Here is a 14,860-nt window from a genome sequence, read left to right as displayed (position 1 = left end):
CAACACCGAGCTTCGCCAAAGACTGATCACCGCCGCCGCGGCCTGATCGACAACCCTCAAAAAAACAACGCCCCGGAATGCTCCGGGGCGTTGTCGTTAGTGCCGGCCCGCAGGGTTTTGACACACCCTGCCCGGGCGGCCTTTTTCGTCGATATCCATGTAGGAGGGCCTTCAGGCCCGATTGTGTAATGGATCGGGCCTGAAGGCCCTCCTATATGATCTATTCGTGTTCCACGTAGGTGGAGCGGGCGAACGTGCGGATGTACTCGTCGAGGATGTCCATGCCCTGCTTGGGGCGCAGCACGCCGGCGTTGATCTTCTCGCGCACGAGCGCGCTCATGCGCCGTTCGAGATCGTTGGCGAAGTACTGAACCTGGCCCAGGATCTCCTGCACACGGGTGCCCGGGATGATCTTCTCCACCCAGTAGTTGCCGGGCTCCTCGTCCTCCGCGTAGATGTGGGCCTCGGCGACGCGGCCGAACAGGTTGTGGGCGTCGCCCATGATGTCCTGGTAGGCACCCATCAGGAACAGACCGATGTAGTAGCGCTCGCCCGGGCGCGGGTCGTGCAGGGCCACGTAGGTCTTGTCCGCGTTGGCGGTGACGTAGTGGTGGATCTTGCCGTCGGAGTCGCAGGTGAGGTCCACCAGCACGGCACGGCGTTCCGGCCGCTCGTCGAGGCGTGCCAGCGGCATCAGCGGGAAGGTCTGGCCGATGGCCCAGTGGTCCAGGATGGACTGGAACACCGAGAAGTCGCACAGGTGCTGGTCCACCAGCGCCTCCTCGATCATGCCGAGCTCCGTCGGCGGCGGGTCCAGCTCGGCCGCTCGCAGCCCTTCGGCGATGAGGGCGCAGGTACTCCAGAACAGCCGCTCGATCAGTGCCTGCTGCTCCAGCGGCATGTAGCCCAGCCGGAAGCTGGCCTCGGCATCCCGGCGCACGTCCCGGCACTCGTGGTAGGCCTCGGTCAGCAGCGCCGGCCCGGCCTTGCCCTGCGCGGTGCGCCGGCGCAGCCGCTCCAGTACCCGGTAGAGTTTCTGCACCAGGGCGTGGTCCTCGTCGCCGGGCCTGAATTCAGCGGCGATCATGTCCTTGCCGTAACTGCCCAGGGATTCCACGACCAGCACCGAGTGGTGCGCCGTGATGGCGCGGCCGCTCTCGGATATCAGGGTGGGGTGGGGCAGTGACTGTTCCTTGCAGACGTCGTGCACGGCCGAGACCACCGCGTTGGCGTACTCCTGCAGGCTGTAGGTGATGCCGCTTTCCTCGCCCTCGTCGTAGCGCACGCCGAGCCCGCCGCCCACGTCGATGTAGCGGATCCGGATGCCGCGGCGTATGAGCTTGGCGTAGACCTGGGTGATCTCCTTCACCGCGCTGCGCAGCACCTGCACGTCGGAGACCTGGCTGCCCACGTGGAAGTGCAGCAGGACGAACGCCTCCTCGCGGCCGCTCTCGCGCAGCCGCTCGAGCAGCGTCACCAGCTCCGGGATGGAGACGCCGAACTTCGAACGGTCTCCGCCGGATTCGGCCCAGCGGCCAGCGCCGGCAGTAGTGAGCCGCACGCGGACGCCGAACGCGGGCACGGTCTCGCTGGCCGCGGTCAGCGCCATCCAGTGCTCGAACTCGCCGAACTTCTCGATCACCGGGATCACGTTCTTGCCGAGGCGCTGGCCCGCATGAATCAGCGACAGCATGCTCTCGTCCTTCACGCCGTTGCAGATCAGCAGCGTGTCGTCACGGGTGAGGTGGGGCAGGGTGGCGACCAGTTCCGGCTTGGAGCCGCATTCGAGACCCAGCCCGTAGGGTTCGCCGGCGTCCAGGACTTCCTCGACCACTTCGTGCAGCTGGTTGACCTTGATGGGGTAGACGCTGCGGTACTCACCCTCGTATTCGTGGCGCTCGATGGCCCGCCGGAAGGCCTCGTTGATGCGCCGCACACGGGAGCGCAGCACGTCCTGGAAGCGCAGCAGTACGGGCGGCTGGATGCCGCGCTCGGCGAGGTCCGCCACCACGTCGGCGATGCGGATGGCGATGTCGCTCTCCACGTCCGGTCGCACCGCGGCGTGGCCAGAGTCATCGATCAGGAAGAACCCGTCGCCCCAGACCTCCACCCGATAGAACTCGGCGGTGTCGTCGGTGGTCCAGGCCTCGGCGCTGTCGGGCAGCGCACGCGCGTCGCTCTGCTCGCTCATCGGCGCCCTCAGATACCCAGGACGCAGGCGAAGACGAGGGGCGCGACGATGGTCGCATCCGACTCGATGATGTACTTCGGCGTGTCCGCCGAGAGCTTGCCCCAGGTGATCTTCTCGTTCGGCACGGCGCCGGAGTAGGAGCCGTAGCTCGTCGTGGAGTCGCTGATCTGGCAGAAGTAGCCCCAGCGCGGGATGTCTTCCCTGCCGAGGTCCTGCTCGATCATGGGCACGACACAGATGGGGAAGTCACCGGCGATGCCGCCGCCGATCTGGAAGAAGCCGATGGAGGCATCCGTGCAGGTCTTCTGGTACCAGCCGGCCAGCGCAATCATGTACTCGATGCCGTTGCGCACCGTGTGCACGTTGCCGATGTCGCCGTTGATGCAGTGGGAGGCGAAGATGTTGCCCAGCGTGGAATCTTCCCAGCCGGGCACGAACAGGGGCAGGTCCCGCTTCGCCGCCTCCACCAGCCAGCTGTCGGCCGGGTCGATCTGGTAGTGCTCCACCAGCTCGCCGGACTGGATCAGCCGGTACAGGAACTCGTGCGGGAAGTACGATTCGCCGGCCTTGTCGGCCGTCTGCCATTCCTTCAGCACCGCATGCTCGATGCGCCGGATGGCCTCGTCCTCTGGGATGCAGGTATCGGTCACCCGGTTCAGGTGGCGTGCGAGCAGCTGCTCCTCGTCCTCCGGGGTCAGGTCCCGGTAGCCCGGGATGCGCACGTAGTGGTCATGGGCCACCAGGTTGAAGAGGTCCTCCTCCAGGTTGGCGCCGGTGCAGCAGATGGCATGCACCTTGTCCTTGCGGATCATCTCGGCCAGCGACAGACCGAGCTCGCCCGTGCTCATCGCACCCGCCAGCGTCATGAACATCTTGCCGCCGATGTCGAGGTGCCGGCGATAGCCGTCGGCGGCGTCCACGAGCGCGGCGCTGTTGAAGTGACGGTAATGGTGATGGACGAAGTCCGTGATGGCAGTCATTGCGGGGACCTCCGGATGGCGTGGGCGTCCCGGGCCCGCCAGGGGCCGCCGGGATGCGGAGAATAGGGCCAAAACACCATGCTAACAAGCGAAAGATTTCGTCGCAGGAGGCGCGCTGTCGGGCTACCAGGGCTCCGTCCACGGCAGCGGCTCCTCGTCCATGAGGGCGGCCTGTTCGCGCAGTGCCAGGATGTGCTCGCCCCAGTAGCGCTCGGTGTTGAACCAGGGGAAGGCGATGCGGAAGGCGGGATCCTCCCAGCGGCGGGCGAGCCAGGCGGCGTAGTGCATGATGCGCAGTGTCCTGAGCGCCTCGATGAGACGCAGCTCCCGCGCCTCGAACGGCCGGAATTCCGTATAGCCGGCCAGGAGCTCGGCCAGCTGGGGTGTCTGCTCCTCCCGGTCTCCGGAGAGAAACATCCAGAGATCCTGCACGGCGGGACCCATGCGCGCGTCGTCCAGGTCGACGATGTGCACCTGCTCGTCGCGCACGAGCAGATTGCTCGGATGCAGGTCGCCGTGCAGCCGCAGGTCGCGCGCCCCGCCCGCGACCTCGAAGCAGCGCTCGGCCCTGGCGAGAAGGTCGGCGCTCAGCGTATCGTAGGAGGTAGCGAGTTCGTCCGGGATGAAGCCTTCGTCGAGCAGGAACTCCCGCGAGGCATCGCCGAAGCTCTCGATATCCAGCGTGGGCCGGTGCCGGAACGACTCCCGGGCGCCGCAGTTGTGCAGCCGTGCCGTGAAGCGGCCGATCTGGCGCAGGAGGCGAGCGTCGTCCAGCTCGGCCGCGTGACCGCCGTGACGCCGGTACACGGCGAGGCGGAAACCGCCGACGTGATGCAGGGTGCGGCCGTCGATCGACATCGGCGCCACCACCGGGATCTCGGCTTCCGCCAGCTCCTGCGCGAAGGCGTGCTCTTCGAGAATGGCCTCGTTGCTCCAGCGACCCGGGCGGTAGTACTTGGCGACCAGCGGCGGGCCGTCCTCGATGCCCACCTGATATACCCGGTTCTCGTAGCTGTTCAGCGCCAGCAGGCGGCCATCGGTCAGGAATCCCAGCGCCTCGATGGAGTCGAGGATGTCTGCGGGTCCGAGCTGGCGGAAAGCCAGCGTGTCGTCTGCGTCGTCTGCCGGCATGGCCATGCTGCAGTGTAGCACCACGCCGCGGGCTGGCAGCCCTTGCGACCTTTGGGTACTCTTCATCGCCGTCTCGAAACGGAGAGTGCCGTCCATGCCCAGAGCCGATGCCAACGGAGTCGAGATCGAGTACGACGAGTTCGGGTCGCCCGATGCCCCGGCCATCCTGCTCATCATGGGGCTCGGCATGCAGCTGCTCGCATGGCGCGAGCCGTTTTGCCGGCTGCTCGCCGACGCCGGCTACCGGGTGATCCGCTACGACAACCGCGACACCGGGCTGTCGACCCGCTTCGGTCACCTGCGCACCCCGGCCATCCCCACGGTCGTGTTCCGCGGCCTGCTGGGGATGCGCCAGAAAGTGGCCTACACGCTCTCCGACATGGCGCGGGACGCCGTCGGCCTCCTCGACGCGCTGGGTATCGAGCGCGCACACGTCGTGGGTGTATCCATGGGCGGGATGATCGGCCAGATCCTCGCGGCGAAGCACGCCGAGCGGGTACAGTCGCTGACCTCCATCATGTCCACCAGCGGTCACCGTTCGCTGCCCCGACCGCGCCGGGAGGTACGCCAGCACATCTTCCAGGCCCGCCCGGCTGATGCCAGCCGCGAGGATGTGGTGGCCCACGCCGTGCGAACCATCGAGCTGATCGGCAGCCCCCGCTACCCGGTGGACCGGGACACCATTCAAGCCCACGCCGAGGAGGCCTACGACCGGGCGTACTACCCCGAAGGCATCATGCGCCACGTGGGCGCGATCATCGCCGACGGCAACCGCCGCGACCGGCTGCGGGCCATTCGCCGCCCGAGCCTGGTGATCCACGGCACGGACGACCCGCTGGTGCCTGTGGAAGGGGGCATGGACACGGCGGAGCATATCCCCGGCGCACGCCTGGAGCTGATCCCGGGCATGGGGCACAACCTCCCCGAAGGCCTCTACGACCAGCTCACCGACCTGATCACCACCCACGCCCACCGAAACCGCTGACCGAACCGTAGGAGGGCCTTCAGGCCCGATCTTTTCCGACCGCCCCCCCCTTCTCTTATGGCCGCCCTGCGGGGGTATCCGCCTTGCTCCCGACAAAAGGTCGCGGCGATGGATACCCCCGCATGACGGCCGCCTCGCGGTGGCGTGAAGGAAGCGCCAGTCAGTAGCGCCTGCTGACTGGCGCCAAGCCTCTCGGCTACGGGCCCGTCAGCGGCCGGGGTGGACTGCTGGCCCGTCAGCGGCCGGGGTGGACTGCTGGGGTCGTCCGGGCCGACTGGAGCCATGACGGCGGGAAGGAGGCCCGGCCGAAGCGAAGGAGGACAGGACGTCCGACTGAGCGTCCCCAGCAGTCCACCCCGGCCGATGGCGGGCCTACGCCAAGAGAACCTCATCGGGCCTGAAGGCCCTCCTACATGGGTCAGGCGTCAGTGCCGCAGTAGATGTCGTGCAGGAGGTTGATCATCTCCGTGGCTGGGCCGGGGACCAGCGAGTAGTAAATACTCTGGGCATCCCGGCGGGTGTTCACCAGGCCTTCGCGGCGCAGGATACCGAGCTGCTGCGACAGCCCGGACTGGCTCATCGGAATGCGATCGTTCAGCTGACCCACGGTCATCTCGCTCCCGGCCAGGGTGCAGAGGATCATCAGCCGATTCTCGTTCGACAGCGCCTTCATGAGCTGCGCGGCTTCTCCCGCGTGCTCGTGGATTTCCGAGAAATCGCGCTCGGACGCGGCCCGGTCGGGCGCCTCTACGGATTTCGACGGCATCGCCTGTCCCCCTCCGATTCCGTAATAACCACGATTGTATATTGCAAAATTATAATATACAAATATAATATCCGAGATGAACTGCGGAGCTTGTCCCGTGAGCACCCCGAAAGTTGATACTTTTTACCATGAAGACACCAATACGTTCTCCTATGTGGTGTCCGATCCGGCCACGCGGCAGGCCGCGGTCATTGACCCGGTGCTGGATTACTGCCCCGGTTCGGGGCGCACTTCGACCGCATCGGTGGATGCCCTGCTGGCCCGGGTGGAGCAGGAGAGCCTCCGCGTCGCCTGGATCCTGGAGACCCATGCCCACGCGGATCACGTGACGGCGGCCGAGTATCTGCAGGAGCGGACCGGCGCCCCCGTCGGCATCGGCGCCGGCATCCGCGACGTGCAGGAGAACTTCCGCCGTACGTTCAACCTGGGACCCGATTTCCCCGCCGACGGTTCCCAGTTCGACCGCCTGTTCGCCGATGGCGACGGCTTCTCCATCGGTGAGCTGCCGGTACGCGTGCTGGCGGTGCCTGGCCACACCGACGACAGCATCGCCTACCGGGTCGGCGAAGACATCGTCTTCGTCGGCGATACGCTGTTCCGGCCGGACTACGGCAGCGCCCGCTGCGACTTCCCCGGCGGGAATGCCGGGCGTCTGTACGATTCCGTCCAGCGCCTGTTCGAACTGCCGCTCGAGACCCGCCTGTATCTCTGCCACGATTATCCGGCCGAGGCGGCCGAGCCCCGCTCGGTGACGACCGTGGCCGAGCAGCGGGAACACAACCGTCACCTGCGTGACGGCGTCTCCCGGGAGGAATTCGTGCGCATGCGCGAGGAGCGCGATGCCGGGCTCGGTCTGCCGCGCCTGATCATCCCGGCCATCCAGATCAACATCCGAGCCGGCCGCCTGCCGCCCGCGGAAGGTAACGGCGTCTCCTATCTCAAGATTCCCGTCGACGCTTTCCCAGGGGGTGGAAAATGACACATATCGTCGTACTCGGTGCCGGTCTCGGCGGCATTACCCAGGCCTATGAACTGAAGCAGGCCCTGTCCGGCAAGGCCCGCATCACCGTCGTGAGCGACCTGCCGTATTTCGAGTTCACGCCGTCCAACCCCTGGGTGGCGGTGGGCTGGCGGGAGCCGTCCGATATCCGCGTGGATCTGGCCGACGCGCTCGGCCGCCACGGCGTCGATTTCATCGGCAAGGCGGCGGCGAAGGTGCGCCCGGAGGAGAACCGCATCGAACTGGCCGACGGCGAGAACGTGGACTACGACTACCTGGTGATCGCGACCGGGCCGGCCCTGGCCTTTGACGAGGTGCCGGGCCTCGGGCCCCACGGCGGCTACACCCAGTCCGTGTGCAAGACCGATCACGCCCGTCAGGCCATGGACGACTTCGAGAAGCTGGTGGCGGACCCGGGTCCGGTGGTGGTGGGCGCGGCCCACGGCGCCTCGTGCTTCGGCCCGGCCTACGAATATGCGTTCATCCTCGAGACGGAGCTCAGGCGCCGCAAGATCCGCGACCGGGTACCGATGACCTTCGTCACGCCGGAGCCCTACATCGGCCATCTGGGCCTGGACGGCGTCGGCGACACCAAGAGCATGCTTGAATCCGAGCTGCGCGAACGCCATATCCGATGGGTGACCAATGCGCGCATCGACGAGGTGACGGACGGCCGAGTCCGTGTGTCGGAGATGGCCTCCGCCGACGAGGTGGGTCAGGAACACGACCTCGAATTCCGCCATGCGATGATCCTGCCCGCGTTCCGCGGCATCGATGCCGTGCGCGACGTCGAGGGACTGGTCAACCCGCGCGGTTTCGTGGTCATCGACGACTATCAGCGCAACCCGAAGTATCCCAACGTCTACGCCATCGGCGTCTGCGTCGCCATCCCGCCGGTGGGACCCACCACCGTGCCGCTGGGCACGCCGAAGACCGGTTACATGATCGAGTCGATGGCGACGGCCGCCAGTCACAACATCGCCGATGCCATGGCGGGCCGGGAGCCCGGCCACCGGGCCACCTGGAACGCGGTCTGCCTGGCGGACTTCGGCGACCGGGGTGTGGCCTTCGTGGCGCTGCCCCAGATTCCGCCGCGCAACACCAATTGGTCCGGCGAGGGCAAGTGGGTGCATCTCGCCAAGGTGGGTTTCGAGAAATATTTCCTGCGCAAGGTACGCCGCGGCCAGACCGAGCCCGTCTATGAGCGGCTGGTGATGCGTCTGCTCGGCGTCGACAAGCTGAGGCAGTCCTCATGAGACAACCCCTGATGCAGCTGGCTACGGGCAAGCCCCGGATCGTCTACGTCCTCACCGTACTCCTGACGGTACTGCTGGGATCCCAGATCCCGCGTATCCAGATCGACACGGACCCGGAGAACATGCTGCCGGACGACCAGACGGACCGGGTCTTCCACAATCAGGTTGAGGAGACCTTCCGGCTGCACGACGCGCTGGTGGTCGGCCTCGTCAACACGAGCCACCCCGAGGGCGTCTACAACGTGCAGAGCATGACGGCGCTGCACAGGCTCACCGACGAGATACTGCAGCTCGACGGCGTGATCCGGCCCGATCTCATGTCGCTGGCCGTCGCCGACAACATCACCCAGGGCGAGCAGGGCCAGCTGCGCTTCGAGTGGATGATGAAGCAGCCGCCGGAGACGCAGGAGCAGGCCCGGACCCTGCGCGCCCACGTGGACGATCTGCCGATGCTGCGGGACACGCTGGTCTCCGGCGACGGCAAGGCGGCGGCCATCTACGTTCCCATCGAGAGCAAGGACCTGAGCTATACGCTGTCGCAGCAGATCCGCGTGCTGGCCGCCGAGCACGCGCCGGACCAGGAGATCCACATCACCGGTCTGCCGGTGGCGGAGGACACTTTCGGTCACGAGATGTTCGTGCAGATGGCCATCTCGGCGCCGCTGGCCGGCCTGATGATCTTCCTGCTGATGTGGTATTTCTTCCGCAGCGTGCGACTCATCATCGCGCCCATGATCGTGGCCATGGTGACAGTGATCGCCACCATGGGCCTGCTGATCGGCCTCGGCTTCACCGTGCACATCATGAGCTCGATGATCCCGATCTTCCTGATGCCGATCGCGGTGGTGGACTCGGTGCACATCATGTCCGAGTTCGCCGACCGCTACGGCGGGCGCGAATCCGCCGAGAAGGCCATCCGCGAGGTGGTCGGCCACCTGTTCCGGCCGATGCTGTTCACCTCGCTGACCTCGTCGGTGGGCTTCTTCTCCCTGCTGCTGACCCCCATCCCGCCGGTGCGGGTATTCGGCGCGTTCGTCGGTTTCGGCATCCTGCTGGCCTTTCTGGTCACGATCGTGTTCATCCCTGCCTACGTGGTGCGGATGAAGCCGGAGAGCCTGAAGGTGCTGGCGCGGCTCGGCACCGAGGAGCAGGAGAGTGACACATTACTCGCCCGGGTTCTGCGCAGGACGGGCTCTGCGGCGTTCGCCAATGGCAAGCTGATCCTCGCGGTCACGGCTATTGTGGTGGCACTGAGCGTCGCCGGCGTGATGCGCATCCAGATCAACGACAACCCGGTGCGCTGGTTCAAGGCCAGCCACGACATCCGCATCGCCGACCGGGTGCTGAACGATCACTTCGCGGGCACCTACGATGCCTATCTGGTGCTGAGCTACGACAACGAGGCCAACCGGGCCGGGACCCGCCGCGAACTCGAGCAGCTGGCGGGAGAGCTCGGTTCCGGCCCGGCGCTCGACGCTGTGCGCGAGGCTGTGAACGCCGAAGAAGACGAGAGCGGCGCCTGGCTCGACCGGGTGATCGCGGCCGCGGACGATGCGCTGTTCGAGGTGAGCGGCGACGACGACATCGAGACGCTGGAGGAGATCCTCTCCACGGCTGAGCAGGCGTCGTCGCGCTCGAACTACTTCCAGCGCCCGGAGGCGCTCTCCATGATCGACGACCTCCAGCAGGCGCTGGTGGATACCGGCAGGGTGGGCAAGGTCAACGCGCTGCCGGACGTCGTCAAGACCGTCAACCGCGAGCTCAGGAGCGGCGAGCCGGAAGACTACCGCCTGCCGGAGTCCCAGCGCGGCGTCGCGCAGACGCTCCTGCAGTTCCAGTCCTCGCACCGGCCCCAGGACCTATGGCACATGGTGACGCCGGACTATCAGCAGACCACGCTCTGGCTGCAGCTCACCAGCGGCGACAACCAGGACATGGAGCGGGTGATCGAGGCCACCCGGGAGTACCTGGACGACAACCCGCTGCCGGAGGCGGTGAGCGCGCGCTGGGCAGGCAAGACCTACATCAACCGGGTCTGGCAGCAGGAGATGGTGGAGGGCATGCTCTATGCGCTGCTGTCCGCCTTCGTCGTCGTGTTCCTGATGATGGCGTTCCTGTTCCGCTCGATCCGCTTCGGCGTGCTCGCGATGCTGCCGCTGTCCGCGACCATCCTGGGCGTGTACGGGCTCATCGGCTGGGTGGGCAAGGACTACGACATGCCCATCGCCGTGCTCTCGTCGCTGACGCTGGGGCTGTCCATCGACTTTGCCATCCACTTCATCCAGCGCATGCGTTCGCTGCACGCGGAGCTCGGTTCCTTCGCCCGGGCGGCGCAGGCGGTGTTCGAGGAGCCGGCGAGGGCGATCTCGCGTAACGCCATCGTCATCGCGCTCGGTTTCACGCCGCTGTTCCTCGCGCCGCTGGTGCCCTACATCACGGTGGGTGCCTTCATGGCCTCGATCATGGCCATCTCGGGCGTCGCCACGCTGATATTGCTGCCGGGATTGATGGGCGTCGCGCGACGCCTGTTCTTCCCGGGTGAAACCCATAACGCCAAGGCCGAGGGATCGGGCTGAAGCAAGGAGGTACAGAGATGATCCACCCCAGGACCAAACTGATCGGGCTCGCGGCCGTGCTGGCACTGCCGCTCGCAGCGGCCGGCCAGTCCGCACCCGACGTCGACACCATCGTCGAGAAGGCCAATCTCGCCGCCTACTACGCCGGCGACGACGGCCGCTCCGAGGTGCGCATGGTCATTTACGACGAGCAGGGCCGTGAGCAGCGGCGCCAGTTCACCATCCTGCGCCGGGACGTCGAGGATGGCGGCGACCAGGAGTTCCTGGTGGTGTTCAGCCGGCCCTCCGACGTGCGCGGCACCACCTTCCTGGTGAAGAAGCACGTCGGCCGTGACGACGACCGCTGGCTGTACCTGCCGGGCCTGGATCTCGTGAAACGCATCTCCGCCGGGGACAAGCGCACGAGCTTCGTCGGCGCGCACTACTTCTACGAGGACGTCTCCGGCCGCAGCCCGGAGGAGGACGAGCACGAGTTCGTCGAGGAGACCGAGGACTACTACGTGCTGCGCCACATCCCGAAGGACCCGGATGTGGTGGAGTTCAGCGACTACACCACCTGGATCGACAAGGAGACCTGGCTGCCGATGCGCATCGAATACCGCAACGCCGCCGGCGAGACGTACCGTACGATCGAGGCGGGGGCCGTCGAGACCATCGAGGGTTTCCCGACGGTGACCAAGAGCCGGGTCGAGGACAAGTCGCTGGGCGGCTACACGCTCATGCAGTTCCGTTTCATCGACTACGACATCGGCCTGCCCGCCGACATCTTCACCGAGCGCTCGCTGCGCCGCCCGCCCCGTGAGTGGCTGGAGCGCACGGAGGGCGGTAGCTGATGCCCCGAGTCCTCGCCATCACCCTGCTGGCGGCGCTGATGCTCGCCGCCGGCCCCGCCGCGGCCCGGGAGCAAGACCCGTGGGCGGATGAGGGGGCGGACGAGGGGGTGAGCGAGGGCGGCGAGGATCCGTGGGCAGAGGAGAGCGGTGAAGAGTGGGCCGAGGACTGGGGCGACGGCTGGGAAGACGAAGGCGGCGGCATCGTCGTCACCGGATTCGCGGAACTCGCCGCGGGCATGCGGGCCGACAGCGACGGCCCGGTGAACCGGCGCATGACGCTGGGCGATGCCCGCCTGCGTGCCGAGGCCGAGTGGATCGGCGAGGCGCTCGAGGCGAATGCTGTGGGCGACGTCTGGTACGATGCGGTGACGAGCGACTTCGAGGTGGAGATACGCGACCTGACCGTCGCTTTCTCGCCGACGGAGGACATCGACGTCACCGCGGGCCGCCAGGTGCTCACGTGGGGTACCGGCGATCTCCTGTTCCTGAACGACCTGTTTCCGAAGGACTTCGTCTCCTTCTTCGCCGGTCGCGACGACGAGTACCTGAAGGCGCCGTCGGACACGCTGCGGGCGGGCTTCTATAACGATCTCGCCAACGTGGAAGTGGCGTGGACGCCCCGCTACCAGCCCGACGAGTATCTCACCGGCCGGCGTTTCTCGTTTTTCTCGCCGCAGGCCGGCCAGGTGGTGGCGCCGGACCCGCCGATCGGCGCGGTGGAACCGAGCCGGTACGAGCTGGCGCTGCGGCTGTACAAGACGGTGCGCGGCGTGGAATACGCCGCCTACGGCTATTACGGCTACTTCAAGCAGCCGACGGCGGTGGACGCCGACGGGCGGCTCACTTTCGCGCCGCTGACGTCGCTCGGCGCCAGCTTGCGGCTGCCGCTGTGGTCCGGCCTCTTCAATGCGGAATTCGCCTGGTACGACTCACGGGACGACGAGGACGGCGACGATCCGGCCGTCCCCAACAGCCAGGTGCGCTTCCTGGCCGGGTTCGAGCGCGAGCTGGTGGCCAATTTCACCGCCGGCTTCCAGTACTACGTGGAAGTCACCCGGGACCACGACGCGCTGATCGCGAACTCGCCGGCGCCGCAGTTCGAGCCCGAGGAATACCGCCAGGTACTCACGAACAGGCTGACGTACCGCATCGCCCAGGACCGCTGGACGCTGTCCCTGTTCACGTTCCTCTCGCCCTCGGACGAGGACTTCTATCTGCGCCCGTCGGTGACATTCCGCCAGAGCGATGAATGGCAGCTCACCGCCGGCGGCAACTGGTTCGGCGGCCGGGACGATCACACGTTCTTCGGCCAGCTCGAAGACAACAGCAATCTTTACGTGCGTATCCGCTACCACTATTGAGCGAGAATCCAGTGACTACAGGAGGAGACATCATGTCCGTCGAAAGAGGCATCTTCGCATTCGCAGGCTTCATGGTCCTGCTCTCGGTCTTCCTGACCTACTTCGTGCACCCGTGGTTCGTCTGGCTCACGGTCTTCGTGGGCGCGAATCTGCTGCAGAGCGCCTTCACGGGCTTCTGCCCGGCCGCGATGGTCATGCACAAACTCGGCATGCGCACCGAGAAGGAACTGGCAACAACATGACAGGTGCCGGACCGAACTTTTGCAACTTTCCCAACTTGTCTGCGCGGCGCGCCGGCCGTCTGACCGGCGCGCTGGCGGTTGCGGCGCTGATCACCGCCTGCGGGACCGAGCCGCCGGCAGAGCCGAGCGCGCAGAAGGTTTCGCCGCAGAAGGCGGAGCAAGCCAGGGCGGCAACCTCCGAACTCGGCCAGCGCCTCAAGTCCCGCTTGATGGAGACCATCGGCAGCGAGGGCCCCGTCGCGGCCATCCGCGTGTGTTCCGAAGAGGCGCCGGAGATTGCGCGCGAGGTCTCGGCGGATGCCGGCCTCACGGTGTCGCGCACGAGCCTGAAGACGCGCAATCCGGACAACGCCCCGGATGCCCGTGAGCGCGCCGTGCTCGCGCTGTGGCGCAACAAGATCGACGCCGGCACGCCTGCCGCCGCGCTGGAGCCGTTCGCGAGCGACGGCGGCGACTTCCTCTGGATGAAGCCCATCGTGGTCGAGCCGCCGTGCCTCATGTGCCACGGCAGCGACGTGCCGGAGGCCGTGGCCGAAGCGATCGCGAAGCGCTACCCGCAGGACCGCGCGACCGGTTACAGTGCCGGTGACCTTCGCGGCGCCTTCGTCGTGCGATGACGCCGGCGGGGCCGTCCCTACCGACCCGGCAAACACCGGGCTGCAACGACAACAGGAGGATCAGATGCCTGCAGGGAAACTGGTGACTGCCACGATGACGTGGCTGGCCACGGCGACAGTACTGGCTATGGCTATGGCAATGCCCGCCGCGGCCGGCGCGGAGACCACCCGCATCCCCGTGCACGTCCTGTCCCAGGACGCCAAGCTCATCGGCAGCGGCGTCGGCGGGACCTGGGTGACGGTCACGGACACCGCCACCGGCGAGGTGCTCGCCCAGGGCGCCCACCGGGGCGCCACCGGCGATACGCAGAAGATCATGCGGCTGGATCCCCAGGAACGCGATACCGTGCTGTTCGACACCGATGGCGCTGCAGTCTTCGTGGCGGAATTCGATATCGACGAGCCGACCATCGTGCGCATCAGCGCAACCGGCCCGCTCGGCAATCCGGACGCGAGTATGCGGGCCTCGACCGAGATGCTTATCACGCCGGGGGCGGAGATCACCGGCGACGGAGTCGTGCTGACGCTGCACGGCCTGAACATCGAGATCCTGCAGGCAGCCGCCGACGCGGCGGGCGAGCCGATCCGGGTGCTGGTCAACGTCGGCATGATGTGCGGCTGTCCGCTCACCCCCGGCGGACTCTGGGACGCCGATACCGTCGAACTCACGGCGCGGCTGCTTCGCGACGGCGAGGTCGTCGCCACCGGCGCGCTCGACTACGCCGGCGAGCCCAGCCGCTTCAACGGTGCGGTGACGCCGCCCGAGCCCGGTGCCTACACGCTGGAAGTCATCGGCGCACAGCCCTCGAAAGCCAACTTCGGCCGCGCGCGCATGCCGCTCGCAATTGGCGACTGAGGAGCGTCATCAGCATTGTCGTGAGCATCGTCGCGGGAACGGTCAGCGCAGTCGAATCGGCCTGAC

13 protein-coding genes are annotated in these 14,860 nt (G+C 66.9%); 9 read left to right on the top strand and 4 right to left on the bottom strand.

Going from position 1 to position 14,860, the window contains the following annotated elements; all coding sequences use genetic code 11:
* Positions 1–220: 220 nt before the first annotated feature.
* The 3 genes from speA to ACJMKX_RS10320 all read right to left on the bottom strand — a co-directional run bounded on the left by speA (position 221) and on the right by ACJMKX_RS10320 (position 4,308).
* On the bottom strand, positions 221–2,191 hold the full coding sequence (speA, locus tag ACJMKX_RS10330; protein ID WP_405224556.1) for a biosynthetic arginine decarboxylase: 1,971 nt from the start codon (positions 2,189–2,191) through the stop codon (positions 221–223).
* Between the two features lie 8 nt (positions 2,192–2,199).
* Complete coding sequence (locus ACJMKX_RS10325) at positions 2,200–3,171, bottom strand: deoxyhypusine synthase family protein (protein ID WP_405224553.1); 972 nt, start codon at positions 3,169–3,171, stop codon at positions 2,200–2,202.
* 123 nt (positions 3,172–3,294) lie between these two features.
* Positions 3,295–4,308 (bottom strand): serine/threonine protein kinase, encoded by a 1,014-nt coding sequence (locus ACJMKX_RS10320; RefSeq protein ID WP_405224550.1) that lies wholly within the window; start codon positions 4,306–4,308, stop codon positions 3,295–3,297.
* 88 nt (positions 4,309–4,396) lie between these two features.
* Between ACJMKX_RS10320 and ACJMKX_RS10315 the strand changes: the two genes are divergently transcribed.
* Entirely contained in the window at positions 4,397–5,287 is an 891-nt protein-coding gene (locus tag ACJMKX_RS10315) for an alpha/beta fold hydrolase (RefSeq protein ID WP_405224547.1), read from the top strand.
* Between the two features lie 418 nt (positions 5,288–5,705).
* Here the strand turns inward: ACJMKX_RS10315 and ACJMKX_RS10310 are convergent, their stop codons facing one another.
* Positions 5,706–6,053: an ArsR/SmtB family transcription factor gene (locus tag ACJMKX_RS10310; RefSeq protein ID WP_405224544.1), complete on the bottom strand. Its 348-nt coding sequence runs from the start codon at positions 6,051–6,053 to the stop codon at positions 5,706–5,708.
* A 97-nt stretch (positions 6,054–6,150) separates the two neighbouring features.
* Here ACJMKX_RS10310 and ACJMKX_RS10305 point away from each other — a divergent pair, with 97 nt between their 5' ends.
* From ACJMKX_RS10305 to ACJMKX_RS10270, 8 genes are all read left to right on the top strand, one after another.
* Positions 6,151–7,032, top strand: a complete 882-nt coding sequence (locus ACJMKX_RS10305) for an MBL fold metallo-hydrolase (RefSeq protein WP_405224541.1) — start codon at positions 6,151–6,153, stop codon at positions 7,030–7,032.
* Positions 7,029–8,309 (top strand): NAD(P)/FAD-dependent oxidoreductase, encoded by a 1,281-nt coding sequence (locus ACJMKX_RS10300; RefSeq protein ID WP_405224538.1) that lies wholly within the window; start codon positions 7,029–7,031, stop codon positions 8,307–8,309. Before ACJMKX_RS10305 ends, ACJMKX_RS10300 begins: the two co-directional genes overlap by 4 nt.
* Positions 8,306–10,885, top strand: a complete 2,580-nt coding sequence (locus ACJMKX_RS10295; RefSeq protein WP_405224535.1) for an efflux RND transporter permease subunit — start codon at positions 8,306–8,308, stop codon at positions 10,883–10,885. Before ACJMKX_RS10300 ends, ACJMKX_RS10295 begins: the two co-directional genes overlap by 4 nt.
* Before the next feature lie 17 nt (positions 10,886–10,902).
* Positions 10,903–11,718 carry an outer membrane lipoprotein-sorting protein gene (locus ACJMKX_RS10290; RefSeq protein ID WP_405224533.1) on the top strand — a complete coding sequence of 272 codons (816 nt, stop codon included), beginning with the start codon at positions 10,903–10,905 and terminating at the stop codon, positions 11,716–11,718.
* Positions 11,718–13,079, top strand: coding sequence for a hypothetical protein (locus ACJMKX_RS10285; protein WP_405224530.1), 1,362 nt, complete (start codon positions 11,718–11,720; stop codon positions 13,077–13,079). Before ACJMKX_RS10290 ends, ACJMKX_RS10285 begins: the two co-directional genes overlap by 1 nt.
* A gap of 32 nt (positions 13,080–13,111) precedes the next feature.
* Positions 13,112–13,321 carry a YgaP family membrane protein gene (locus ACJMKX_RS10280; RefSeq protein WP_405224527.1) on the top strand — a complete coding sequence of 70 codons (210 nt, stop codon included), beginning with the start codon at positions 13,112–13,114 and terminating at the stop codon, positions 13,319–13,321.
* Between the two features lie 35 nt (positions 13,322–13,356).
* The gene (locus ACJMKX_RS10275) at positions 13,357–13,938 is read left to right on the top strand and encodes a Tll0287-like domain-containing protein (protein ID WP_405224525.1); all 582 of its coding nucleotides are present in this window, start codon (positions 13,357–13,359) and stop codon (positions 13,936–13,938) included.
* 64 nt (positions 13,939–14,002) lie between these two features.
* Complete coding sequence (locus ACJMKX_RS10270; protein WP_405224522.1) at positions 14,003–14,794, top strand: hypothetical protein; 792 nt, start codon at positions 14,003–14,005, stop codon at positions 14,792–14,794.
* Positions 14,795–14,860: the final 66 nt, after the last annotated feature.

The sequence above is a fragment of the Lentisalinibacter sediminis genome (genome assembly GCF_040706615.1).
Taxonomy (GTDB): Bacteria; Pseudomonadota; Gammaproteobacteria; order Steroidobacterales; family Woeseiaceae; genus Lentisalinibacter; species Lentisalinibacter sediminis.
Note: the sequence above shows the minus strand (reverse complement) of the source record. Positions and strands in the feature narration are given on the sequence as shown.

Coding starts and splice junctions, on each gene's coding strand:
- speA (WP_405224556.1), bottom strand. CDS start 2,191: ATGAGCGAGCAGAGCGACGCGCGTGCGCTGCCCGACAGCGCCGAGGCC.
- ACJMKX_RS10325 (WP_405224553.1), bottom strand. CDS start 3,171: ATGACTGCCATCACGGACTTCGTCCATCACCATTACCGTCACTTCAAC.
- ACJMKX_RS10320 (WP_405224550.1), bottom strand. CDS start 4,308: ATGGCCATGCCGGCAGACGACGCAGACGACACGCTGGCTTTCCGCCAG.
- ACJMKX_RS10315 (WP_405224547.1), top strand. CDS start 4,397: ATGCCCAGAGCCGATGCCAACGGAGTCGAGATCGAGTACGACGAGTTC.
- ACJMKX_RS10310 (WP_405224544.1), bottom strand. CDS start 6,053: ATGCCGTCGAAATCCGTAGAGGCGCCCGACCGGGCCGCGTCCGAGCGC.
- ACJMKX_RS10300 (WP_405224538.1), top strand. CDS start 7,029: ATGACACATATCGTCGTACTCGGTGCCGGTCTCGGCGGCATTACCCAG.
- ACJMKX_RS10295 (WP_405224535.1), top strand. CDS start 8,306: ATGAGACAACCCCTGATGCAGCTGGCTACGGGCAAGCCCCGGATCGTC.
- ACJMKX_RS10290 (WP_405224533.1), top strand. CDS start 10,903: ATGATCCACCCCAGGACCAAACTGATCGGGCTCGCGGCCGTGCTGGCA.
- ACJMKX_RS10285 (WP_405224530.1), top strand. CDS start 11,718: ATGCCCCGAGTCCTCGCCATCACCCTGCTGGCGGCGCTGATGCTCGCC.
- ACJMKX_RS10280 (WP_405224527.1), top strand. CDS start 13,112: ATGTCCGTCGAAAGAGGCATCTTCGCATTCGCAGGCTTCATGGTCCTG.
- ACJMKX_RS10270 (WP_405224522.1), top strand. CDS start 14,003: ATGCCTGCAGGGAAACTGGTGACTGCCACGATGACGTGGCTGGCCACG.